Source organism: Chryseobacterium piscicola, assembly GCF_900156685.1.
In the GTDB taxonomy this organism is placed as follows: Bacteria; Bacteroidota; Bacteroidia; order Flavobacteriales; family Weeksellaceae; genus Chryseobacterium; species Chryseobacterium piscicola.
The window spans coordinates 69,458-94,805 of record NZ_FTOJ01000009.1 but is presented as its reverse complement, the minus strand read 5'-3'; the positions used below and the strand labels follow the sequence as shown (position 1 = coordinate 94,805).

Genomic DNA, 25,348 nt, shown 5'->3' with positions numbered 1-25,348 from the left:
CTCGATTTATATCGAATTAAACTATTTATTTTTCGTTAAACAAAATTTTAAACTATCTGATTAAACTAAACTTCAGTGTAGCTTACCTTATTTTTAAATATGAAAAGATAGAAAAATATTGAAAACAGTACAATTCCGATAATTAAAATCATCCATTCTTGCATTTCAAAAACCTCTGCAAAACTTTCTTTTTTTGTATAAAAAATCAAAACTGCCGAACAAAGATTATTAAAACCATGTAAAAGCATCGGTAAAAACAAAGATTTGGTTTTATAATACACCAATCCGAGAACGCAACCCAATAAAGTTGCACCTACAAATTGCCAAGGGTTTCCGTGTATTAACCCAAATAAAATACTTGCCAGCAAAATAGCTTTCCAAGGTTTTACCCCATTATTAATCATTCCTTTTTGGATAATCCCTCTGAAAACAATTTCTTCAAAAATCGGCGCCATAATCACCGCCGTGATGACCATTACAATTGGATCATTGGTTAATCCGGACATCAAATTTTCAAAAAAACTGTAAAAATCTCCAAAAAAAGGTCCAGTTGTAGGTATTTGAGAAGTGATAAATTCACCAATAAACATCATTCCCAGCATCATTGGGAAAATTAATAAATACGTAGAAACATTAGTAGGTGAAAAGTTGAAATTCAGTTTCTTATTCGTTTTTTGGCGAACAACGATAAAATCAAAAGCCGCAATCATTAAACAGAAAACAACCGCATTGGAAATCATCATAAACCAAGGCTTCTGCATGAAATCTAATTTAAAAATAATTTTCCCGGCAATTCCCGCAAAGCCAACAAACATACTTCCTACCATATATCCTAAAAAAAGGATAAGCCCCCCCATCCAATCAAAAATATATTGAGGGTATTTTGATTTTTCCATTTAATATTGAATTTTAAACCCCGCAAAGATAATTGAAATTATGAAATGAAAAGAGTTTCATCAACTTTCAAAACTACCATAACATGACAAATTTTATCTTTTTTTAATCTAAATTTTTAATCTAAAAACTAATTCCGAAGTATCTTTGTTGATTAATTTTTCTTCAAATGTACAGTCCTTTAAACACGCCAAAAAACATTAATCTTCAATTAATCTCGTACGTCTGTTTCACTTTTGTAGGGTATTTCATTATCGGTTTATCACTTTCTGTCCTCCCGATATTCATCAGCAAAAGTTTAGGATTCAGTCTTTTGGTGGCGGGGATGGTCATTAGTTTGCAGTATATTTCCACGTTTTTCCTGAGAGCGTATTCCGGAAAAATGATTGATGGAAAAGGTCCTAAACCGGCTGTTTTACTAAGTATGATTGGATTTTCATTAACAGGAATTTTCCTGATTTTGGCTTACTATTTTAAATTTTCACCTGTTCTAAGTCTTTCTTTTTTAATCATTACCCGACTTTTAACGGGTTGTGCAGAAGGTTTAATTGGCGCAAGCCCCATAAATTGGGCGATTATGGCTTTGGGCGAAAAAAATACCGCAAAAATCATTTCCTATAACGGGGTTGCGTGCTACGGAGCCTTGGCAATTGGCGCTTCTTTAGGAATTATCATTGAACAGAAATTCAGCCTTTATGGAATTGCAATTCTCTCCATTGTTTTAGGGATTTTAGGATTTTTCTTTGCTAAAACTAAAGAAAACAAAACCAATATCAACCCCCAAGAAAGTCAATCTTTCTGGAAAGTCTTGGAGAAAGTTGCTCCATTTGGCGTTTGTTTGGCTTTGGGCGGAATTGGCTTTGCCAGCATTTCCACTTTTATTACTTTATATTATAACTATTTTCACTGGAATAACGGTGCTTTGTGCCTCAGTCTTTTCGGGGGATTATTTGTTGCAGGACGATTGGTTTTCAGCAATGTAATTAATAATTATGGCGGAATAAAGGTTGCTATTGCCTGTCTTTTAGTAGAAACCATTGGGCTTATCATCATTGCTTTTGCATCCAATGCACAAATGGCACTGGTGGGAGCCGGTGTTACAGGATTAGGGTTTTCATTAATTTTTCCGGCCTTGGGTGTAATGGCAATCAAGAGCGTTTCGCCGTCTAGTCGAGGTTCTGCTTTGGCGGGTTACGGACTTTTTATTGATATTTCTCTCGGCGTTGCGGGTCCCATTATTGGAAGTGTAGCAGACTTTTTGGGAATGCAATTTATCTTCCCATTCAGTGCTGCGCTAGTATTTATCGGCTTGGGATTAGCTTATTTTCTGAAGAAAAAATCAAATCTAAAAAACTTGATTAATGATTAAATTGATATAAAAAAATCTTTCCTGCTTTTTGAAATTGACTAATGAGACTCGCTGTTTATCAGGGTTATAAACTTCGTATTTCATCAAAGAAACGAAACCATTCTTATTATGAAATGTAGTTTTCATTCCGATCCAATAAATTATTTTTTAAACTCATGTTCACTTTCATAAAGAATAATTATGATTCTATGTGATTCATGTATCAAAAGACTGTTTTTACCAAATTTTTGTTAAATTTAAAGTTAAAGACTATTTAAACTCAAATTTAATTTGGTGTAAAAATACAATTTTCAAAATCCGATTAAATTCACGATTTTTGCAAATTCAAACTACGATATGTCAGACTTAATCAAAGAAATAGAAAAAAGAAAAACCTTCGGAATTATCTCTCACCCCGATGCCGGAAAAACCACTCTTACGGAAAAGCTACTGCTCTTCGGAGGGGCAATTCAGGAAGCAGGTGCGGTAAAATCCAATAAAATAAAAAAAGGAGCGACTTCCGATTTCATGGAAATTGAACGCCAGAGAGGAATCTCGGTAGCAACTTCCGTGTTGGCCTTTGAATACAGAGACCACAAAATCAATATCCTAGACACTCCAGGTCACAAAGATTTTGCTGAAGATACGTACCGAACTTTAACTGCCGTGGATTCTGTAATCGTAGTAATCGACGTTGCAAAAGGAGTTGAGGAACAAACAGAAAAATTGGTAAAGGTTTGCAGAATGAGAAACATCCCGATGCTGGTTTTCATCAATAAACTCGACCGTGAAGGAAAGGATGCTTTTGATTTGCTGGATGAAGTAGAACAGAAATTAGGACTAACCGTTTGTCCTCTTTCCTTACCAATTGGTATGGGTGCTGATTTCCAAGGGATTTATAATATCTGGGAAGACAATATTCAGTTGTTTTTGGAAGAAAAAAAACAAAAAGTAGGTGAAGCTATTAAGTTTGATGACATTAATGATTCTTCAATTGATGAAGTAATTGGCGAAAAAGCGGCAAAAAATCTAAGAGAAGAACTCGACTTAATACAATCTGTTTATCCTAAATTTAATCGAGAAGATTATATGAAAGGCGATCTACAGCCTGTTTTCTTTGGTTCAGCCTTGAATAATTTTGGTGTAAGAGAACTCCTTAATGCATTTATCGACATTGCACCGATGCCACAGCCAAAAGAAAGTGATACCCGTTTGGTAAAACCTGAGGAAAGCACTTTCACAGGGTTCGTTTTTAAAATTCACGCAAATATGGATCCGAAACACAGAGACCGTCTGGCTTTCGTGAAAATTGTTTCGGGAACATTTAAGAGAAATGAAAATTATCTGTTGGTAAGAGAAGGCAAGAAGATGAAATTCTCTTCACCGAATGCATTTTTTGCCGATAAAAAAGAAGTGGTTGACGAAAGCTTCCCTGGAGACATTGTAGGACTTCATGATACCGGAAGTTTCAGAATTGGCGATACTTTGACTGGAGGTGAAAAACTGAGCTTTAAAGGTATTCCGAGTTTCTCTCCGGAGCATTTCAGATATATTAATAACAATGATCCATTGAAGGCTAAACAATTGGCAAAAGGAATCGATCAGCTGATGGACGAAGGTGTAGCACAGCTGTTTACGTTGGAAATGAACAATAGAAAAATCATCGGAACCGTGGGTGCTCTTCAGTACGAAGTAATTCAGTATCGTCTGGAGCATGAATATGGCGCAAAATGTACTTATGAGCCACTTTCTATGCACAAAGCTTGCTGGGTAGAAGCCGACGAAAAGTCTGATGAGTTCAAGGAATTTGCAAGATTAAAACAAAGATTTTTGGCAAGAGACAAATACAATCAACTGGTTTTCTTGGCAGACTCATCGTTTACGATTCACATGACTCAGGAGAAATTCCCGAATGTGAAGCTGCATTTTATTAGTGAATTTCAGAATGCTTAATTTAATCGTTTAGTTTTATAAATATAGTCCGTGGAAATTTTTCTGCGGATTTTTTTGTTTCTATTATTAATTATTTAATTCATTTTACTACTATCTTCATCTTAAACATAAAAAAACAAAATATATTACTTATTATTCATCAACAAAGCAGTTGAGAACTAAAATAATAAAGCGTTTTTTTAAGGTTTTTAGATTCATTTTAAGATATTATTCTAAGGAGAATGCTAAAAAAAAAAGACTTGAAGAAACTTTTTATGTAAAATAAACAATAAAATCTGATTGGATAAAATGGATTTAAGAGCCTATAATTTTTGATATTTTAATCTAAATAGCATTACTTAGCATGATTACTGTAACAATAAAAAAATTGTAAAACTCAAAATTAATTTTACAAAACACTAACAACCAATTCATTAAAATTTTACACCAATAAAATAATTCCTTTACAAATATTACAAAAAATTGCTGGGTAGCTTTACATCAACAAAATTAACCGTTATGAAAAAAGCTATTCTGCTACTTACATTATCAAGTACATTTATTATGTGTAAAAAGGGAGATGGTACCACAAAATCTCTTAGTGAAACCATAAAATCTGCCGACAGCAGCTTTACAGATATCTCCGACAAAGCTGAAAAATTACAAAATGAAACTGAAGCAGTGCTGGATTCTGCACAGGTAAAAATCAAAGATTTTGACAAAACAACGCAAGATCTGAAAGAGAAATTTGAAAAAACAGCATCTTCTGTTGATTCTTTAGGTGAAAAAATTTCCAGCGTAAAATTTGAATCTAAAACGATTGCCGATAAAGATTCTGCAGAGAAAAAAGAAGAGAAAATTGTAGTGAATGTTCCCGCACCAAAAGTAATTAAGGAAACCAAAATCATTTACAAAAACAACAGTTCTGAGAAGCCTAAAACTGAATACAAATCTGCTTTGAAGAAAACCGCCAATCTGGAAATTGGTGTTGAAGATACATACAGAGCAAAAAATTATATTGAGGAACAGATAAAAAAATACGATGGTACCCTTACAAGCGAAAACATAAGCGTAAACAATGATGACACCCAAACTGCGTATCTGAAAATACAGATTCCATTGGATAAATTTGAATATTTTGTGGAAGATGTAAGCTATAATTTGGGCAATGTGATTGATAAAACCATTGCAAGTTCAGGAGAAGAGTTTTATCCTAAGACAAAATGTGACCTAGAAATTACACTCTACGGAAATAATAAAAACACCTCGGCTGTAGCCTCAAAACCAGATAGTTTCGGGGGTAAATTTTCTTCAGGAATTGGTTCTGGCTGGGAAGTTCTTACAGGGATTTTACTTTTCTTTGTCCCATTTTGGCCACTTTTTTTAATTGCCGGAATAGGATATTATTTTTATAAAAGAAACAAAAACAAAGATATTGAAAAGCCTGTAGAATAATATTAGTTAAATAGTAATGTTTCAATTAGAATAATTGAAATTTGATTTGTACTTTTGCATCGCATTATCGGTTAATCAATTGACCATAATTTATATAAAAGTTTGTGTTTAGTTACAGCAAAGGCTTTCAGAAATTCTGAAAGCCTTTGCTATTTTATTTAAAGTAAAATTATTTTGAGATGCTTCTCGAGATTACAATTTTCTGAATTTCAGACGTACCTTCATAAATCTGAGTGATCTTGGCATCACGCATCATTCTTTCTACATGGTATTCTTTTACATAACCATATCCCCCATGAATCTGAACAGCTTCAATAGTAGTATCCATCGCTACTTGAGAAGAATATAATTTTGCCATAGCCCCGCTTTCTGAGATGTCTTTTCCGGCATCTTTTTCTACAGCTGCTTTAAAACAAAGCATTCTTGCTGCAGTAATCTGCGTTGCCATATCAGCTAATTTAAATGCGATTGCTTGGTGGTTGATAATTTCAGTTTTAAAAGCTTTTCTTGTTTTCGCATATTTAAGAGCAAGCTCGTAAGCTCCAGAAGCAATTCCTAAAGCTTGAGAAGCGATACCGATTCTACCTCCATTTAAAACTGCCATTGCAAAATTGAATCCGAAACCATCTTCACCAATTCTGTTTTCTTTAGGAACTTTTACATTATTGAAAAGCAAAGAATGAGTATCACTTCCTCTGATTCCTAATTTATCTTCTTTAAGACCAATTTCGAAACCTTCCCAACCTTTTTCTACAATAAAAGCATTGATACCTTTGTGTTTTTTCTCTGGATTTGTTTGTGCAATTACAATATAGTAAGTCGCTGTACCACCATTTGTAATCCAGTTTTTTATACCATTTAATAAATAATAATCTCCTTTGTCTACAGCTGTAGTTTGTTGTGAAGTCGCATCAGAACCAGCTTCTGGCTCAGAAAGTGCAAAAGCACCAATCACTTCTCCGCTTGCCAAAGGGGTAAGGTATTTTACTTTTTGTTCTTCAGAAGCAAATTTTTCAAGACCTGCGCATACCAAAGAATTGTTTACAGACATTACCACGGCTGCAGAAGCATCAACCTTCGCAATTTCTTCCATTGCCAAAACGTAAGAAATACTATCCATGCCTGCTCCGCCGTACTGTGGGTCTACCATCATCCCAAGAAGCCCCATTTCGCCCATTTTCTTCACTTGTTCGGCAGGAAATTTCTGGTCACGGTCTCTTTCAATTACACCTGGTAAAAGTTCGTTCTGTGCAAAATCTCTCGCTGCCTGCTGAATCATCAGCTGTTCTTCTGATAAATTAAAGTCCATAAAATTTTGAATTATATGGTGGCTAATTTACACTTTTTGAGCAAATATTAAAAACTTTAGTTATTTGAAAATCATATTTGAAAATCATATATTAAATTAAAGCAAAAGCTCTTATGAAAACTGCTAAAGTTTTAGAAAAATTTTATTAAATATTCATTTTTATAGAACAAATTTTCTGATTAGAAAAAAATTCTTATATTTAAATTTATTAAAATCAAACTTAGGGATTATGACAATCAAAAGATTATTCGATATACCACAACATGCTTTAGAAAATTATCCAAAGGCAGATATGTTTGTGACAAAATACAATGGTGAATGGAAAAAAACTTCTACACAAGAATTTATTTATGAGGCCAACAAAATCTCGCGTGGACTACTAAAGCTAGGCATAAAACCTGGTGATAAAATAGCACTGATTACCACCAATTCACGCACCGAATGGGCAATAATGGATCTTGGTCTTTCGCAAATAGGAGTTGTATCTGTACCCGTTTATCCTAGTATTTCGGCAGAAGATTATGAATTTATTTTCACCAATGCTGAGATTAAATATTGTTTCCTTTCGGATAAATCTTTGCTTGATAAGGTGATGAAAGTAAAACATAACATCCCAAGTTTGCAAGGAATTTTTACTTTTGATGCTATTACTGGAGCTGCCAACTGGCGAGAAATTCTAGACCTCGGTGAAGATGATTCTACCCAAATGGAAGTAGAAGATCTTGCCAAGGCGATTAATCCGGACGATATAGCAACCATTATTTACACATCAGGAACCACCGGAAAACCTAAAGGTGTAATTCTAACACACGAAAATATTGTTTCCAATGTCTTGGGATCTGTACCCAGAATTCCAAAAAAGAAAAGCTTAGATTATAAGGACACAAGAGTTTTAAGTTTTCTTCCCATCTGTCATATTTTTGAAAGAATGCTGTTCTATTTGTTCCAATATAACGGTTTTTCTATTCATTTTGCCGAAAGCATTGAAAAGATGGGCGAAAATGTAAAAGAAGTAAAACCACATTACATGAGCGTTGTGCCGCGTTTGGTGGAAAAAGTTTATGATAAAATCTACGCAACAGGATCTTCTGCGGGAGGCCTTAAACAGAAAATTTTCTTTTGGGCTTTAGATTTAATTCAAAAAAAGAAAACGGTTTCAAAACCTTCTGGTTTAAAAGAAATAATAGCAGATAAACTGGTTTTCAAAAAATGGAGAGAAGGCTTGGGAGGTGAAATTATCACTTTAGTTTCTGGTTCGGCGGCTTTGTCTACGAGATTAAATTTAATGTTTCAAAATGCAGGGATTCCTATTTTGGAAGGGTATGGTTTGACAGAAACTTCGCCCGTGATTTCAGTAAATTCTTTTGGAAGAATGAAAGTGGGAACTGTGGGGCATCCGCTGGATAATTTAAAAGTAAAAATCCAAGAAGATGGAGAGATTACTGTAAAAGGTCCATCGGTTTTCAAAGGTTATTTCAACAATGAACAGCAAACCAAAGAGACGTTTACGGACGACGGTTATTTTAAAACCGGAGACATCGGTCATATCGACGGTGAAGGGTTTTTACAGATCACAGACCGTAAAAAAGAAATGTTTAAAACTTCAGGAGGGAAATATATTGCGCCGCAAACGATTGAAAATTTAGCAAAAGCATCAAAATTTATCGAACAAATTATGGTGGTAGGTGATGGTGAGAAAATGCCAACGGCTTTGGTTCAACCAGATTTCGAATTTGCTAAAAAATGGGCAATGAGAAACAACCTCAACATAGGCACCACTCCTAAAGAAATTGCATCCAGCACTGAACTTAAAGAGAGAATTAAAAAAGAAATGGATGACATCAACCAAAACCTGGGAAGTTGGGAACAGATAAAAAGAATTGAGCTCACCCCCGAAATATGGAGCATAGAAGCCGGACTTCTTACTCCAACTTTAAAGCTGAAGAGAAAAGCGATTAAAGAGAAATTTATTGATTTGTATAATAAAATGTATGAACATCATGCTTAAAAAACTAAACCGCTTCTTTTGAGGCGGTTTTTTGTTTTTTAAATACAAATTGCTTTAATGCTTTTCACGAATAATACATTTGTTTTAAAGGTACTGAATAGGAATAATTTTAAGTGCATTCAACTTCATTCTATGCCATTGTCATTCAAAAACAATAATCTAGAAATACGGCAGTTATCATTTTAACTATAAAAAAGACAGTAGAAAAGATACTACCCATTGTAAGATAAGATAAAAAAATAAGACCGGAGAAAATTTCCGGTCTTTTATATTTTTAAAATGTAACTAATTAGAATTTAATTACAGATTTCATTCTTTCAGTTTCTTCGTTTACCAACTCATCGTCTACCAAGATTTTTCCTGAATGCTCATCAATGATGATTTTCTTTCTTTGAGCAATCTCCATCTGCTTTTGTGGTGGAATTGTGAAGAAAGAACCTTTTGGCGCACCTCTTTCCAATCCTACTACAGCGAGACCGTTGATAGAATTTTTTCTGATTCTGTTGTAAGAAGCAAGCAATCTGTCATCAATTTTAGAAGCATATTCATTAGACTGCTCAAGAAGGTAATTTTCTTCCTTTTGAGTTTCAGACACCAAATCTTCTAGCTCTTCTTTTTTGAATTTAAGATGATTTTTAAGCTCTTCAATCTTAGTATTCAATTCGTCTAAAGTTTCGTTTTTGTGACTAATTTTTGCTCCGAATTCTTTAATTCTTTTTTCAGAAAGTTGAATTTCAAGTTCTTGATATTCAATTTCTTTTCCTAAAGCTTCAAATTCTTTATTGTTTCTTACGTTATCTTGCTGAGATTTGTATTTTTCAATTAAAGATTTTGCGTGGTTGATCACTTCATTTTTAGTACTGATTTGATCATTTTGCTCTTTAATTTCAGCATGAAATTTTTCAGCTCTTTTCTCAAGACCTTCTATTTCGATGTCAAGATCTTCCACTTCGATTGGCAATTCTCCTCTTGTATTTCGGATTTCATCCAATCTAGAATCAATGATCTGTAGATCGTATAAAGCTCTCAATTTTTCTTCAACTGAAATTTCTATTATTTTTGCCATATCTAAATGAAATAATTTACGGGGTTTGTTTTTTCGCTAGATTTCAAGACTGCAAATGTACTAAAATTTTGTGATAAAATTTCAAATAATTGTTCACTCACGAATTGCTCAGATTCATAATGACCGATGTCGCAAAGAAGCATCTTCGATTCTGCCGAGAAATAGTCGTGGTATTTTAAATCTCCGGTAAGATAGGCATCACATTTATTTAATAATGCAGATTTTATTCCGCTTGCTCCGGAACCACCCAAAACCCCTACTCTCTTAATTTTTTTTCCTGTAAATTCTGAATGCTTAATAATTTCTATATTAAATTTTTGTTTCACCAATTTCAAAAAATCAACTTCATCCATTTCAGTTTCCAATTCGCCGTACATTCCCAATCCTGAATAGTGATTTTCATTATCCAGACTTATAATTTGATGGGCCACTTCTTCGTACGGATGGGCATTTTTCATCGCTGAAACTATCTGATGCTGTTTAAAGGCTTCAAAAATAACAGAAATCATTACCTCATCGGCATTTTCGCGTATATTTTGCTCTCCAGAGAAAGGTACAGAACCCTCAATTGGTCTGAAAGTTCCCGCGCCCTTCGTAGTAAAACTGCATTCATCATAAAAACCTATATTTCCGGCTTTAGCAGCAAACAAAGCTTCTCGCACATTTTCAGAATATTCTTGTGGCACATAAACATTCAATTGTTTTAAATTATTTTTTTTGGGCTGAAGAATTTTCAGGTTTTTTACACCCAAAATATTGCATATCCCTGCATTCACACCAAAAAAATCGTTATCCCAAGCAGTATGAATGGCATAGATGGCAATTTTATTTTCCAAGGCTTTGAGAACTGCCCTTTCTACATAGTTTTTGCCTGTTAAGGATTTTAAACCTGAAAAAATGATAGGATGAAAACAAACAATGAGATTGCAATTTTTCAAAATCGCTTCGTCTACTACATTTTCTAATGCATCATGGCAAACGAGAACTCCACTTACATTTCGGTCAGGAAGTCCACAAAGCAAACCAATATTATCATAATCTTCTGCCTGCGCAATGTTTATTCTTTTTTCAATTTTTGAGATTACATCTTTTATTGTCATTTATTCTGTATGTTTGAGTTCAAAAATAACGATTATTTATAACTTTGTAAAAACATAAAAATGGATAAAGAGCACAATCTTGTTCCCGGAAATCAACTTTGGAAGAGATTTTTGTTTAGGATCATTTACCGCGCAGACACAAAGCTCGGGAAACTTTTTGATATCATCCTGCTCTTGCTGATTCTTGCGAGTACTTTTATTATTATGATGGAGAGCGTTCCTAAGCTCGACAAGAAATTTCACACAACATTTATTATTTGTGAGTGGATTATTTCCGTTTTTTTCACCCTTGAGTATTGCCTGCGTATTGCAGTGCTAAAAAACAAAAAATGTTATCTTTTTAGTTTCTTCGGAGTTATTGATTTCTTGTCTTTAATCCCCTTCTTTTTAAGCTTTTTCTTTCCTATAACAAAATATTTTCTGATTTTCAGAATGCTTAGAATGTTACGTGTTTTTAGGGTTTTTAACCTTTTAGACTTTATGAATGATGGCACAGTTATCGTGAGAGCTTTGAAAAACAGCTCACGAAAAATATATATTTTTCTTTTATTTTTAATTATTTTCTCTGTTATCGTTGGCTCAATGATGTTTATGGTGGAAGGTGGTAGACCTGGATTTGAAACAATTCCGCAATCTATCTATTGGGCGGTTGTTACAGTAACTACCGTGGGATATGGCGATGTTTCACCCATTACTCCCATGGGAAAATTTTTTGCGGTAATATTGATGCTTGCAGGTTATTCAATCATTGCTGTTCCTACAGGAATTGTAACTGCTGAAATGAGGAACAAAAGACAAAACCTAGAATTAACCTGCGAACGTTGTGGAAATGAAGATATTGATGATGATGCCAGATATTGCAAACAGTGTGGCAAGAAATTAGCATAGGATTTATTATAAACTATTAAATCACTTTATAATACTTAATATCATGGAACCAAAACAAAAAAATAAACCGAATGCACTTGTTGTAACTCTAGTTGCTCTTATCGCTTTAATGATAGTTATCTATTTTATCTTTGTCATGTTTTTCCCTACAGTTTTTGAAAGCTTAAATACTGGAGAGATACAACCAGTAAAAACAGATTAATCTTACATTTATAATAGTAAATAAAAATAGGTAACTTTTTAGGTTACCTATTTTTATTTATGAATGAATAATTTTATTTTTTGATAATTTTTTGTATTTGTTGCGTTCCATCTTTCATTTTTAAAACCAAAAGATAAGCACCAGAAATAATTTCATTCATATTCAAGGTTGTATTTATGTCTTCAAATCTTTTTACGACTCTACCATTAAAATCTGTAATAGAAGCCGACTTTACCAGATCTGAATTTTTAACATTTAAAAAATCTGCAAAAGGATTAGGGTAAACCACCACATTTGTATTTTTTTTAAGATTATCATTAGTTGCTAAAGTTCCCGAATGCTCTATAACAAAATTATCCACAAAAAAATCATAGTCTTCTGGATCTACAACCACTCCATCTGAACCATAAAATGCAAATACTGTATTTGCAGAATTGTAAGAAGTGAGATCTAGAGAAAATTGATTTAAAGTATTGGAAGGACTATTGGAAATACTCCAAGTTTGGAGAACAGACCATGTAGAACCACCATCATTTGAAATGGCAAATTGCACAATATCATCTGAACCCATTGCAGAAATCGTTGTTTCATCATAATCAGTAATACCATAATCAAATTTCACTCGATACCCTCCCGCTAAAAGATTAAAAACTGGTGTCTTTAGCCAACCTGCACGATTTTGGTAAAAGAGATTGATCTTTGCTGCTCCTGAATAGTTTACATTTAAGAAACCGTCTTCCATCCAATACACATCTGTAGATGTAGAACCGCTAGTGATATTCCCGCCTGAAGCTTGTTGCCAACAAACTCCAGGAAATGATGTGAAATTATTAGTATAACTTGGTGTGATAGGTGCACACAAACTTGTAAATGCTATTGGAATTGACCATGCACTTTTATCTGAACCTGAACACACAGATCTTACCCAAACGTAATATGAAGTAGAAGGAACTATTGGTAATGTAGTAGTAACAACGCCATTTGCAGAACTTCCTGTAGCTATTGTAGAAGATGTAGGATAAGCAGAATTAGTAGACAAATAATATTCATATCCTATTGATGGAACGCTTGATGAAGCCACCCATGATAGATTTGCAGATGTAGAAGTAATTGTATTAATCGATAAATCTGTTGGTGCTATGCAAGAAGGAGCAGCAGTAATGTTTACAGTATAGTCATGAACCTCACCGAAACCGTCTACATTACAAGGTATAGGATCTGACGAGTAACTATCTGCTACACGCATTCTATGAACTCCTATCGTAGCACCAGTAGGTACATTTATTAATCCAAGAGTGGTGTCTATACCAGATACAGATGTGCTTACTGCTGAAGCTACCAATTCTGGACTGGCATCAGTAAATATTCCGTCATTATTAAAATCAATCCAAATTTTCACAAACTGATTGCTAAATCCGTGTGTGATTTCAAAACTATAATTCACGCCCGCGCTTAGAATAATAGTCTGTGCTGTATAATCCCCATAAGCATTGCCAGAGCATCCTGTATTAAGATGATTAAACCCAATAGATGAAATGGTAAAGCTATCAATCTGGTCTCCATCACTACAACCAGAGTTAAATGTTGGTATACAATAAGTCTGAGCCGAAAAACCAAAACAAGACAATAACAAAATCAACAATAAAGATTTATTCATTCGAAATTCTTAAATATATTTACAAATCTATAAAAATTTAAAACAAACATATAATTATGTTAACAATAATTAAAATACAAATTAATAATTTTATGCCTAAGATTCTAGAACATCAAATGTGATTTCTTGCAACCTTCGGACTATCTTTTAGATACAAAAAAATAGCGACTAATAAATTAGTCGCTATCATTATTTTAAATAATTACCAAGAATTATTTTTTGATTGTTTTGATCGTTTGTTTAGAACCGTCTTTCATTTCTAAAGTCACTAAATACAACCCTTGTTTCAATTCTCCCAATTGAAGAGCAGAAGTAGGATTTGCAATGGTTTTAACTAATTTCCCTGAAAAATCAGATACCAAAACATTCTTCACTTTTGTTACATCAGAGATGTTTAATACATCATAAAATGGATTTGGATATGCTGCGATTAATTTTTTAGCTTCTTTCACTTCATTGGTAGCTAAAAGCGATGAATCGTATGCAGAAACTTTAAACTGTCCACTTGTAGATGAGCTATAATTCCAAACCCCTATTAATAAAGTTTGACCTGCAGTAATCCCATTAGCCGATGTTAAGTTTACAAGTGAGAAGTTACCATCACTAGAACTATCATCGTCACAACCTACCGAAGTTAAAGTACCACAAGATCCTGTATAAACACCTAAAACAGTATCCGAAACAGAAGATCCGCTTACTGATTTAGTTTCGATAGTAATAGTTCCACTTGGAGGAACCACAACAGAATACCATGTATCTGCATATCTATTTGTTTGGCAAGAAGTTGTTGCAGTAGCATCACTTGTTAATGTAGCACCATCTGTAGTTCCTATTATAGAATTTTGGTCAAAAGAAGATCCAGGTGTTATAGAAACTGGTGAAGAACAATTATCATTTGCTGGAGGTGGAGGATTTGTTCCTACACAAATATTGAAACTTGCATTATAACCAGCTCCACTGTAAGTATACACTCTTACATAATAAGTTTGACCAGGAGTCAGTCCCGATACATTAGCCGATTCAGGATCAGAACACACAACACTTGTTAAAGATCCGCAAGCACCACTTAATACTTGAAAATACATATCCGTTGTTGTTGAAGTACCCGTTGAAACAATATTAGAAAGACTTACCACATGAGAAGTTTCTGTAGCCACAAAAGAATACCACACATCATCATCTGGATTTCCAAAGCAAGGAGTAGCTGCCATAGATAAAGAAGCTCCCAATGTATTTCCTGCAGTAACAGAACCACATAATAAGTCTGGGTTAACTGTTAAAGAAATTGCTCCATTACAACTGTCATTTGCAGGTAAAGCAGCAGCAGTTGTAGTAAATGATCTTACAGTACAAGCCGTTCCTGAATTAGTAGACGCATTGTAAGCTGTAATTGTATAATAATAAATCGTATTAGGATTTAATGCACTTGATAATGTATACGAAGTAACATTACCCAAGTCTAAAGCATTTAAAACATCTGTACCGCCTGAAGTTGTACCTAAAGAAATTTTATATCCCGTAGCTCCAGCTACAGCTGTCCACACAAATGTTGGTAATGTAGAAACTCCTGTTGCAGAAACTGATGGAGCTGAAACACTAGGACAAGGCATTGCTAACGTTGTAAAAGAAGTTTCTGTACATCCTGTAGCATTACCATTGACATTCTTTGGAATAATAGTAATATAATATTGAGTAGAATAGCTTAAAGGGGTACCTGTAGGAATTGCATAAGACGTTACATTTCCTACGTCCACATTATTCATAATATTAGTTCCACCTGGAGTAGTTCCTAAATTTACGATGTAACTACTTGCACCTCCAGTTGCAATTGCCCAAGAAATGGTAGGGGTAACTGAAATTCCGGTAGCAGCATTTGCCGGTGAAGAGATAGTGGTACAGTTTGGCGGAGTACTTGTTGCTTGAGCCAATTGTACATCATCAAATCCCATATAATAATCTCCAGGGCTTGTATAAAGAGAACTAAACCTTAATTTAAAATTTGCACCTGTAGCAATAGTTCCCGCTGGAATAGTTCCGGAAACTGTAGTACATGGAATACTGCCATTAACTGCAGTTGTAAGAGTAACTGGGGAAAGAATGGTTGTCCAAGTTGTACCACCATCTACAGAATAATCAGCCGCTACAGAACCACTTACTGGTACGCTACTATCGTATGCTTTTGCAAGATATTTAAAAGAATAAGTCATTGCAGCACCATTAGATGCTGTAGAACTATAAACAAGATACCATGATGGAACTGAAGAATAGAGATTTTTGTAGACTCCTTTTGTCCCAGCACAAGGCGTTCCCGCCGATGCACCATACGATGTTCCTGTTGTAGTGCTTAAAGCGGCATTAGAGAAACTCGTCCAGCCTGTAGGCAGAGAAGTTCCTTCAAAGCTTTGGCTTACTACAATTTGCGCTGAAGCTCCCACTCCGAAAGCCATCATACACATTAATAATAGTTTTTTCATAATTAGTTAATTAATTTAAAATTAGAAATTAAATTTAGTTAATATTAGCCAAATACCAATAAAAAATGAATTTTTTTACTTATAATATTAATTTAACAGTAAAAAATGAATTTCAAAACATTTCATAAACCATTTATTTAAAGGCTTTTCTATTATTTTTTTAAGTAAAAATTTTCTTTATATTTCAATATTATTTGAAAAAAAATCAGTATTATTTAGTCAATTTTTTGCATTTTTTAACCAAAAAAAAATCCGCTTTACAACATTCTGCAAAGCGGATTCTTTAAGATTAAGCTAATTTATTTTTTAATAGCTTTTATAGTTTGTTTAGAACCATCATTCATATTAAGAATCACTAAGTACATCCCTGCATTTAGATCGCTTAAACGAAGAGTAGCTTCTGGATTTTGAATTGTTTTAACAATTTTTCCAGACATATCTGAAATCATGATAGACTTCACCTCTTTGATGTCAGAGATTGTAAGTAAATCTGTGAATGGATTTGGATATACTTTAATTGTATTTTTATTATTTTTAACTTCAGCAGTTGCAAGATTTACTGCTTCTTTTAAACTAACATCATCAAGCAATAAGTTATCGTAGAAGTATCCGTTACCAGAAACATCTTTATCAACTACAAATCTTACTTGGATAGTTTTTCCAACATAAGAAGCAGGCAAAGCAATAGACTCCATCCTCCAGGTAGCAGCATTAGAAGAGCTCATAAATACTGTTTCCCAAGTAGAAGATGTTACATCTTTCACATCAACCATAATCTTATTATTATCATACGATGGCTGGCTTGCAGGATTCACTGTATCACCATGGTTTTTAAACCATCTAAATTCTAATGTTGGCACAGACAAACCAGTAAGGTTAATTGATGGAGAAAGCAAAGTTACATCATGTACACCTGTATAAGGTGATGATGCATCTACGAAAGCATATTGTCCTGCGGTATTATTTTGACCAGTAGCACTATAAGTTGTACCATAATCTTGTGTAGCACTACCAAATTGCCACAATCCGTAGCTTGTGTTATTTGTACTGTAGGTTGACCAGCAATTAGCAGTAGTTCCAGAATTAAAATTCTCAGTAAATGGTACCGGAGCTGCAGCGCATAAAGTTTTGAATGTAGCAACAGATGACCACTGGCTCTTATCGGTTGTTGTACAAACTGACCTTACCCAAGAGTAGTAATTTGTTGCCGGAGCCAACCCTGATAAAGCCGCTGATGTTGAACTAGAAGTTACTGAGTTCGATGTATTCAGCACAGTTGATGCAGTTGGTGCCACATTCGATGTGCTATAATATACTTCATATCCGTTAAGTGGCGCAGTTGCGGGAGCAGTCCAAGAGATCGAAGCGCTATTCTCAGAAACAGAACCAGAAGTCACCCCTGTTGGCTCTATACAGTTAGGTGTTGGCATAAAGCTAAAATCATCAAAACCTAAATAATATGGTATTGTATTGCTTGAAACTTTTATACCGAAATAATAAACTCCATTAGCAGTAGGCACTACAGTTCTGGTCACTTTGGTGTATGTTCCCAAAACAGAAGTGGTAGCACTTGTAATAAATGATGTTCCTAATACAGTTGCACCAGTTGCACTTTGTGCAGTGTTTTGAACTACATCTCCCGCCCATCCTGCATAACCGTCTCCTGCAAAATAGAAAACGAAATCATAAGAAGTTCCTGCTGTAAGCTGAAACCCTGGCGTCCATAAGTAACTCGCACTAGATCCATAATAAATTGTCATATAATTATTTGCAGATCTTGGGTCGTGATAAGAAACACTTGCCGCATTTGAAGAATTAAATGCATTCGTACCGGTAATATTCGCCCAACAAATAGGAACCACTCCCGCACCAATAGAAGTCATGGCATCAAAGTTTTCATTCCAAGGGAATGAAGACACCGGACTACAAAGAGTAGTAAATGATCTTTCTGAACAACCTGAAGAAACTTGTGCTCCGTTGTATCCTGAAATAGTATAAAAATATTTCGTAGAATTATTTAATGGTGTTGGAAGTGTATATGTAAGAACATTCCCCACATCAAATGAATTTAAAACATCAGTACCTCCAGAGGTGGTGCCAATAGAAATTCTATAACCCGTAACACCAGTTACTGCAGCCCAAGTAAATGTAGGAGTTAAAGATACCCCAACAGCATTTGACGCTGGAGCACTCACGGCAGGGCACAAAGTTAATGTTGTGAAATTTCTTTCTGTACAACCTACCGATGCTACAGTAGCATTATAAGCATTGATTGTATAAAAATATTTTACTCCATAAGCCAAAGGTGTAGACAATGTATAAGTAGTAACATTACCCAAATCTACGTTATTCATAACGTTTGTGGCACCGGCGGTCGTTCCTATTGAAATTTTATATCCTGTAGCATCAGTATTAGCAGTCCAAGTAAATGTAGGTGTTACCGAAACTCCTGTAGCAGCAGCAGCTGGTAAAGTTACAGAAGGGCAAAATGTTTTTGTTGTAAAGTTTCTTTCCGTACATCCTGTAGATGCCCCAGTACCATTATAGGCATTAATCGTATAATAATATTTTGTATTATAACCTAATGCTGCATTATTATAAACATAAGTTACTACGTTACCTAAATCAAAATTATTTACAATATCAGTAGCTCCTGGTGTTGTACCAACAGATAATCTGTAACCCGTTGCACCTTGTACCGCAGCCCATGTAAACGTAGGAGTTAAAGAAGTTCCAGTTGCTGAAGATGCTGGGGCAGAAACTGCGGGACAAAATGATATTGTCGTGAAATTTCTCTCCGTACAACCTGTGGAAGTTAAAGTTGCATTGTAAGAATTTATTGTGTAATAGTATTTTGTATTATAATTGAGTAATGTATTATAAACATAGGTTGTTACATTCCCTAAGTCTAGATTATTTAAAATATCAGAACCTCCTGCGGTAGTACCTATTGAAATTCTATATCCTGTTACATTGGGCACTGCTGTCCAAGTGAACGTAGGGGTTAATGAAGTTCCGGTAGCTGAAGAAGCCGGCGCAGAGACGGACGGACAAGGTATCGCTATCGTTGTAAATGTTCTTTCTACACATCCAGTAGAGCTTCCGGTTGCGTTAGAAGCGTACACAGTGTAGTAATATTGTGTAAGATAATTAAGAGGAGCCGTAAATGTATAGCTTGTTACATTTCCTACGTCTGTAAGATTCATAACATCTGTTCCACCAGGAGTAGTACCTACACTTATTTTATAAGAAGTAGCACTTAATGATGTTGCCCAGCTAATAGTAGGCAATATAGCCACATTAGTAGCTGTAGCTACAGGAGCAGAAACAACAGGACATGGAGGCGATAAAGGGGTAAGACCTAAGATACTTGTAACAGATTGCAAAGCAGATCTAGTACCTGTTTGTGTAATTGATGCAGGATTAGGATTTACCGAATCACTCCTGTAATACAGAGTTTGATTAGCCGTATTTGTGTAAGTATAAAAAACCTCTCCACCATCATTACCTGCTTTATTTTCATCAACAGCAATTACAAGATTACTTGTATTATCATAAGCGAAAGGTGCTGAGAAAGTAATTTCTACAACGCCAGCATTATTGGTAACTGTTCCACTAAAAACCTGGGTTAGTGCAGAAGTAGGAACCCAATCCGTAGTTGAGGTAAAGGTTGCTTTATTGGTAAGACCTACATACACTACAATTTCATTAGAATTTGTCAACGCAGATGATGATCCCAGATAAAATTTCAAACCTGTAATGTTACCAGCAGCAGAAGCATTAATGTTGGCTTTAGTTAAAATCTGTTGACTGTAGCTGAAATTATAATATGCACTCCAAGGCACAGTTGTAGCTGATGTGGAAGTACCTGCTGCTGAAGTTCCTGAACCCAGCGTAATTTGAGCATTAATCAATGTACCGAACAAAAGTCCAAAGCACATGAGTAAAAGTTTTTTCATACTTAAGTTTAATTTAAATTAGCTGTTCAAATTACTAAATAATTATCATAAAATTATTAATATAGCCTTTTTTTGATAAAAAAAATCTTAAAACAATTAAAAACATAAACTAAAACTAAACAGTCATTTAATTATTTTTGAAGTTATAATATGATAGAGAAGCATCTAATATCATTCTTCACTGAGTTTAGAGCTAAACATTTGGTTTGTTTTTTTTTCTAAAATATATTACAGACCATTAAAATTTAACTGAAACAACAAAAAAAGTGACTAAAAAGCCACTTTCTTATCATCAATTCTTGGTAATTAATTGAGGTAAAATTCGTATTTATTCATCAACTGGATATTTTTTATTAAATCTCCGTTTAAATTTACTTGATGCCTTGCAGACTGCACTTCAATATGCTGTACATTAAAATCATCATCTACATCTTTTATGTAAAATTTCAATTTTTGATTTCCTGGGTTTCTTTCTAAAATATTTTTAAAGAAACTCAAGTCTTCAGGTCTAAAATCCATCACATCCATAACCAAAGATATACTTTTTGCGAATTTCTCAAATGCTTCTTGCAATTCTATGACTTCGTTCACATTCACGAAAACACGCCCGTCTTTTACTTGGGCAAATTTTATTTTTAAAATCACAAAACGCTGTACCTCGAGTTTTTCTTTTAATTTCATATAATCACGATCTCCCAACCTAAAAGAATAAGATCCCGAGTAATCTTCCAGAGTTACAAAAGCTACCTTTTCACCACTTCGGAAGCCATCTTTCACTACATATTCTGTAATCAATCCCGCAACCGTATATTCTTTTCCACCGCCTCCATTTTCTCTTTCTTTCTGAATGGTTTTCCAGTCTTTTTTCTTTTCTTCAAACAATTCTTCTTGCTTATTAGCAAATGCCAACTCTTTGTAACCATCAACCTCATCGAGGTTCAAAAATCCAAAAACTCCTTTTGGCTCTGCTTTTTTAGAAACTTCTTCTACAATTTCTTCTTCGCCTATAGACAATTCATCTGAGACAATTTCAATTAAATCTGCCACCTCATCTGCAGAATCTTTTTCAAGAATAGGAACTTCGTCTGTAATCACTTTTGCTTCTTCATCTTTTTCTAAAATAGCCTTTTTGGATAAACTCCCTTGTATAAACTGATATTGAAATTTAAACTCATCCAGCGGATGTGCAGATAGATAAAATCCTATTGTTTCTTTTTCTTTGTTTAATTTGTGCATATTCGGCCATTCTACACAAGGCGCTAATTTTGGCCGTTCAATCTGAACTTCTTCGGCAAAATCGGCAAAAAGAGAATGCTCCATTTCGTTTTTACTCTCTTGAAAACTTTGTCCGTAGCGAATTAATCTTTCCAAATTGGTTCTTCCTGCCATGTCTATATCAAAATACTGCCCTCTATGAAAAGAATCCAGTTCATCAAAAGCACCAGCAACAACCAAGCTTTCCGCAACCCTTTTATTCATTTGAGAAGGTAAAATTCTCTCAAAGAAATCGTAAATATTTTTAAATCTCCCATTAGCTCTCTCCTTCGTAATTCCTTCACTTGGCCCTTCGCCAATCCCTTTTATTGCTCCCAGACCAAAACGAATCTGCCCTTTTTCGTTTACAGAAAATTTATATTGCGATTCATTTACATCTGGACCCAAAACATCTACACCAATACTTTTACAATCTTCCATGAACATCGTAATTGATTCGGTATTATTGATATTATTACTCATGACACTCGCCATATATTCTGCGGGATAATTTGCCTTAAGATAAGCCGTTTGGTAAGCAATTAAGGCATAGCAAGTGGAGTGAGATTTGTTGAAAGCATATTCTGCAAAGGCCTTCCAGTCATTCCATATTTTTTCTAACCTTTCCTCGTTAAGATTATTTTTCCTTCCACCTTCAATAAACTTTGGATACATTTTATTCAGAACTTCAATCTGTTTTTTACCCATCGCCTTCCTCAAAGTATCGGCTTCACCTTTTGTAAAATTCGCCAATTTTTGAGACAGAAGCATTACCTGCTCTTGGTAAACGGTAATCCCGTAGGTTTCTTCAAGATATTCTTTAGTTTCTTCTAAGTCATAAACCACCTCTTCAATTCCGTGTTTTCTGTTGATAAAACTAGGAATATACTTTATCGGACCAGGTCTGTATAAGGCATTCATGGCAATTAAATCTGCAAAAACAGTTGGTTTTAACTCACGCATATACTTTTGCATTCCCGGACTTTCATACTGGAAAACACCCACCGTTCTTCCTTCTTTAAATAATTGATAGGTTTTATTATCATCCAATGGGATTAAATCCGGATCAATGTCTATTCCATGTCTGGCTTTAACTAATTTTAATGCGTCTTTAATAATTGTTAATGTACGAAGACCCAAAAAGTCCATTTTCAAAAGACCAGCACTTTCTGCCACCGAGTTATCAAACTGAGAAACCAAAATATCTGCATCTTTGGCAGCAATCGTCACAGGAACGAGATTACTCACATCTTCCGGTGTAATAATTACCCCACAAGCGTGAATTCCTGTGTTTCTAATACAGCCTTCCATTTTTTTAGCACTTGCCAAAACATCGTGGCGGGCATCATCAGGCGTATTGAGAACATACTTCATCTCATCTACAAGCTGCTGTTCTTCGGGTTTTAATTTATCATACTTTGCTAAAGCTTTGGCGATATTCATCCCTGGACTTGGGGGAATTAGTTTAGCAATATTATTGGTATCCGGAATGGGCAAATCTAAAACCCTTCCGGCATCTTTAATAGCAGATTTCCCTCCCAAAACGGAATATGTAATAATTTGTGCTACCTGATTTTTACCATATTTTTCTACCACCCATTTAATGATTTTATCACGACCTTCATCATCAAAATCGATATCAATATCGGGCATTGAAACCCTTTCAGGATTCAGGAATCTCTCAAATAGCAAATCGTATTTAATAGGATCAACATTGGTAATTCCGGTACAATAAGCAACCGCCGAACCCGCAGCAGATCCACGACCTGGGCCAACCCAAACTCCCATTTTTCTGGCTTCGTTACAAAAATCCTGTACAATCAAAAAGTAACCAGGATAACCGGTGTTCGCAACTACTTCAAGTTCAAAGTCAAGACGTTCTTTAATTTCGGCAGTTATTCCTGTTTCTACATATCTTTTTTTTGCGCCCTCGTAGGTTAAATGTGTCAAATACGCCATTTCTCCACGTTTACCACCATCAAGTTCATCTTCAGCATGAATAAACTCTTCCGGAATATCAAATTTTGGAAGAAGTACATCTCTTTTTAAAGTATACGGGCTAAATTTTGCCGTAAACTCTTCGTAGGCATCAAACGCGTCCGGATAATTTAGAAAAGATTCTTTTATCTCATGCGAATTTTTAATAAAATACTCGTCCGTTGCCAAACCTCTTCTCTTCCCAAATCCTTTTCCAACGGGCGTCGTCAGTTTCTCACCATCTTTAATACAGCTTACAATATCCTGAATATTAGAATCGTCTTTATTGGTATAATATGTTTGATTTTGCGCTAAAATTTTAACTTGATATTTATCTGCGAAATGCAACAATACATCATTCAAATGTTCTTCCTCAGGAAGTTTATGATTCTGAATCTGTACATAAAAATCATCTTCAAAAGTTTCTTTCCACCATTTGAAAAGCTCCTCACCTTTCTGTTCACCCGTATTTAAAATAGCATCAGGAATATCTCCGTTGATTCCCGACGTCAAAGCGATCAAACCCTCTTTATATTCAGCAATCACTTCACGGCTGATCCTTGGAACTCCAAAATAGAAACCTTTTAAGAAACCAATACTAGAAAGTTTGGCTAAATTTTTATAGCCGTTGAAATCTTTTGCCAGTAAAACAACCTGTGTTCTCCTGTCGGGATCATCTTTGGTAAACTGTTTTTGTTCATATCGGTCTGAAATATAAAATTCACAACCTACAACTGGAATTAGTGGCTCTGAAACAGGCTCAGTTTCATTAAATTCTGTTCCATTTTCTTCTGCTTCCTGTTTTTTGGCTAAAAATTCTTTGTGCTTTTTTGAACGGTCTGAGTTGGTAGATTCTACAGCAGAAACAAATTTGAAAGCACCCATCATATTCCCCAAATCGACCATTCCGACTGCAGGAAAATTTTCGTCTGTTGCTTTTCTAATTAAATCATTAATGCTGGAAGTGGCCGTTAGAGTAGAAAAAACACTTTTATTATCGAAATTGAAATATTTTCCCAGATCAATATCATCGATACTTCCGACATCAGATTGCTTTTTCTTATTGTTAAAATCGGCAACCTGCCTTCTGATAACAATTCCAAAAGGTTTTATAGGATTCGGATGCAACGTTTTGAAATATGCCAATTGGTCTTCCGATGTCTTCAAAACTTCTGCAGGAATAATTCCGATACGCATCATTTCGAAGAAAACCTGAGCCGTTGCGTTTACGTCGGCTGCTGCGTTGTGCGCCTCATCAAATTTGTGACCATATAATTTCTCATACAATTCTTCCAATTTCGGAGATTTGTACCTTCCTCCTCTTCCACCGGCAAGCTGACAATAATCTGTTCCCAGAATCATCGTATCCGCCTTCGGTTTCTCCTGAAGATTGTCTTGAATATTTTTTCTGAAAAATTCTGCTCCAACGATGTTATAATCAAACTCCACATTATGCCCGGAAACGACTCTTACCCGTTCTAAAACTTTGGCGAATTCCTTTAATATTTCTTCGAGATCACGACCCTCTTCATTAGCGATTTTCGTGGTAATTCCGTGAATTCTGGCGGCATTAAACGGTATATCGTACCCTTCCGGTTTTATTATATAATCCTGATTTTCAATTAACTGCCCATTATCATCGTGCAGTTGCCATGCAATCTGAACCATTCTTGGCCAGTTGTCTGAATCTGAAAGCGGTGCGTTGAAATTTTTCGGTAAACCTGTGGTTTCTGTGTCAAAAACTAAATACATGTATTTTTTTCTAACTTTTTAATGAGAAAATAGTCAGTAAAGTTACTGCATTTTTTTGTTTTTTAATGAGTTT

General features: G+C 34.8%; 14 protein-coding genes. 6 read left to right on the top strand and 8 right to left on the bottom strand.

Features of this window, described 5'->3' with window-relative positions; genetic code table 11:
- Positions 1 to 65 precede the first annotated feature (65 nt).
- The gene (locus BW939_RS13145; protein WP_076452477.1) at positions 66 to 896 is read right to left on the bottom strand and encodes a CPBP family intramembrane glutamic endopeptidase; all 831 of its coding nucleotides are present in this window, start codon (positions 894 to 896) and stop codon (positions 66 to 68) included.
- 167 nt (positions 897 to 1,063) lie between these two features.
- Between BW939_RS13145 and BW939_RS13140 the strand changes: the two genes are divergently transcribed.
- From BW939_RS13140 to BW939_RS13130, 3 genes are all read left to right on the top strand, one after another.
- Positions 1,064 to 2,263 carry an MFS transporter gene (locus BW939_RS13140; protein ID WP_076452476.1) on the top strand — a complete coding sequence of 400 codons (1,200 nt, stop codon included), beginning with the start codon at positions 1,064 to 1,066 and terminating at the stop codon, positions 2,261 to 2,263.
- A gap of 336 nt (positions 2,264 to 2,599) precedes the next feature.
- Positions 2,600 to 4,195 carry a peptide chain release factor 3 gene (locus tag BW939_RS13135; protein WP_076452475.1) on the top strand — a complete coding sequence of 532 codons (1,596 nt, stop codon included), beginning with the start codon at positions 2,600 to 2,602 and terminating at the stop codon, positions 4,193 to 4,195.
- Positions 4,196 to 4,693: 498 nt separating this feature from the next.
- On the top strand, positions 4,694 to 5,629 hold the full coding sequence (locus BW939_RS13130) for a DUF4349 domain-containing protein (RefSeq protein WP_076452474.1): 936 nt from the start codon (positions 4,694 to 4,696) through the stop codon (positions 5,627 to 5,629).
- 169 nt (positions 5,630 to 5,798) lie between these two features.
- On the opposite strand, the gene BW939_RS13125 is transcribed toward BW939_RS13130, so the two are convergent.
- Positions 5,799 to 6,938 carry an acyl-CoA dehydrogenase family protein gene (locus BW939_RS13125; protein WP_076452473.1) on the bottom strand — a complete coding sequence of 380 codons (1,140 nt, stop codon included), beginning with the start codon at positions 6,936 to 6,938 and terminating at the stop codon, positions 5,799 to 5,801.
- Between the two features lie 229 nt (positions 6,939 to 7,167).
- Between BW939_RS13125 and BW939_RS13120 the strand changes: the two genes are divergently transcribed.
- Positions 7,168 to 8,946, top strand: a complete 1,779-nt coding sequence (locus BW939_RS13120) for an AMP-dependent synthetase/ligase (protein ID WP_076452472.1) — start codon at positions 7,168 to 7,170, stop codon at positions 8,944 to 8,946.
- 289 nt (positions 8,947 to 9,235) lie between these two features.
- On the opposite strand, the gene BW939_RS13115 is transcribed toward BW939_RS13120, so the two are convergent.
- Both BW939_RS13115 and BW939_RS13110 read right to left on the bottom strand, forming a co-directional pair.
- Positions 9,236 to 10,012 carry a zinc ribbon domain-containing protein gene (locus BW939_RS13115; protein WP_076452471.1) on the bottom strand — a complete coding sequence of 259 codons (777 nt, stop codon included), beginning with the start codon at positions 10,010 to 10,012 and terminating at the stop codon, positions 9,236 to 9,238.
- Positions 10,013 to 10,014: 2 nt separating this feature from the next.
- On the bottom strand, positions 10,015 to 11,112 hold the full coding sequence (locus BW939_RS13110) for a Nif3-like dinuclear metal center hexameric protein (protein WP_076452470.1): 1,098 nt from the start codon (positions 11,110 to 11,112) through the stop codon (positions 10,015 to 10,017).
- A gap of 60 nt (positions 11,113 to 11,172) precedes the next feature.
- Here BW939_RS13110 and BW939_RS13105 point away from each other — a divergent pair, with 60 nt between their 5' ends.
- Together BW939_RS13105 and BW939_RS15875 are read left to right on the top strand one after the other, a co-directional pair.
- The gene (locus BW939_RS13105) at positions 11,173 to 12,000 is read left to right on the top strand and encodes an ion transporter (protein WP_076452469.1); all 828 of its coding nucleotides are present in this window, start codon (positions 11,173 to 11,175) and stop codon (positions 11,998 to 12,000) included.
- 43 nt (positions 12,001 to 12,043) lie between these two features.
- Positions 12,044 to 12,202, top strand: a complete 159-nt coding sequence (locus tag BW939_RS15875; RefSeq protein WP_159439275.1) for a hypothetical protein — start codon at positions 12,044 to 12,046, stop codon at positions 12,200 to 12,202.
- Positions 12,203 to 12,275: 73 nt separating this feature from the next.
- Here the strand turns inward: BW939_RS15875 and BW939_RS13100 are convergent, their stop codons facing one another.
- The 4 genes from BW939_RS13100 to dnaE all read right to left on the bottom strand — a co-directional run bounded on the left by BW939_RS13100 (position 12,276) and on the right by dnaE (position 25,275).
- Positions 12,276 to 13,859 (bottom strand): GEVED domain-containing protein, encoded by a 1,584-nt coding sequence (locus BW939_RS13100; RefSeq protein WP_076452468.1) that lies wholly within the window; start codon positions 13,857 to 13,859, stop codon positions 12,276 to 12,278.
- Positions 13,860 to 14,071: 212 nt separating this feature from the next.
- Positions 14,072 to 16,333 (bottom strand): T9SS type A sorting domain-containing protein, encoded by a 2,262-nt coding sequence (locus tag BW939_RS13095; RefSeq protein WP_084566661.1) that lies wholly within the window; start codon positions 16,331 to 16,333, stop codon positions 14,072 to 14,074.
- A 299-nt stretch (positions 16,334 to 16,632) separates the two neighbouring features.
- Positions 16,633 to 20,292: a fibronectin type III domain-containing protein gene (locus tag BW939_RS13090; protein WP_076452466.1), complete on the bottom strand. Its 3,660-nt coding sequence runs from the start codon at positions 20,290 to 20,292 to the stop codon at positions 16,633 to 16,635.
- Between the two features lie 306 nt (positions 20,293 to 20,598).
- Positions 20,599 to 25,275: a DNA polymerase III subunit alpha gene (gene dnaE, locus BW939_RS13085; RefSeq protein WP_076452465.1), complete on the bottom strand. Its 4,677-nt coding sequence runs from the start codon at positions 25,273 to 25,275 to the stop codon at positions 20,599 to 20,601.
- Positions 25,276 to 25,348: the final 73 nt, after the last annotated feature.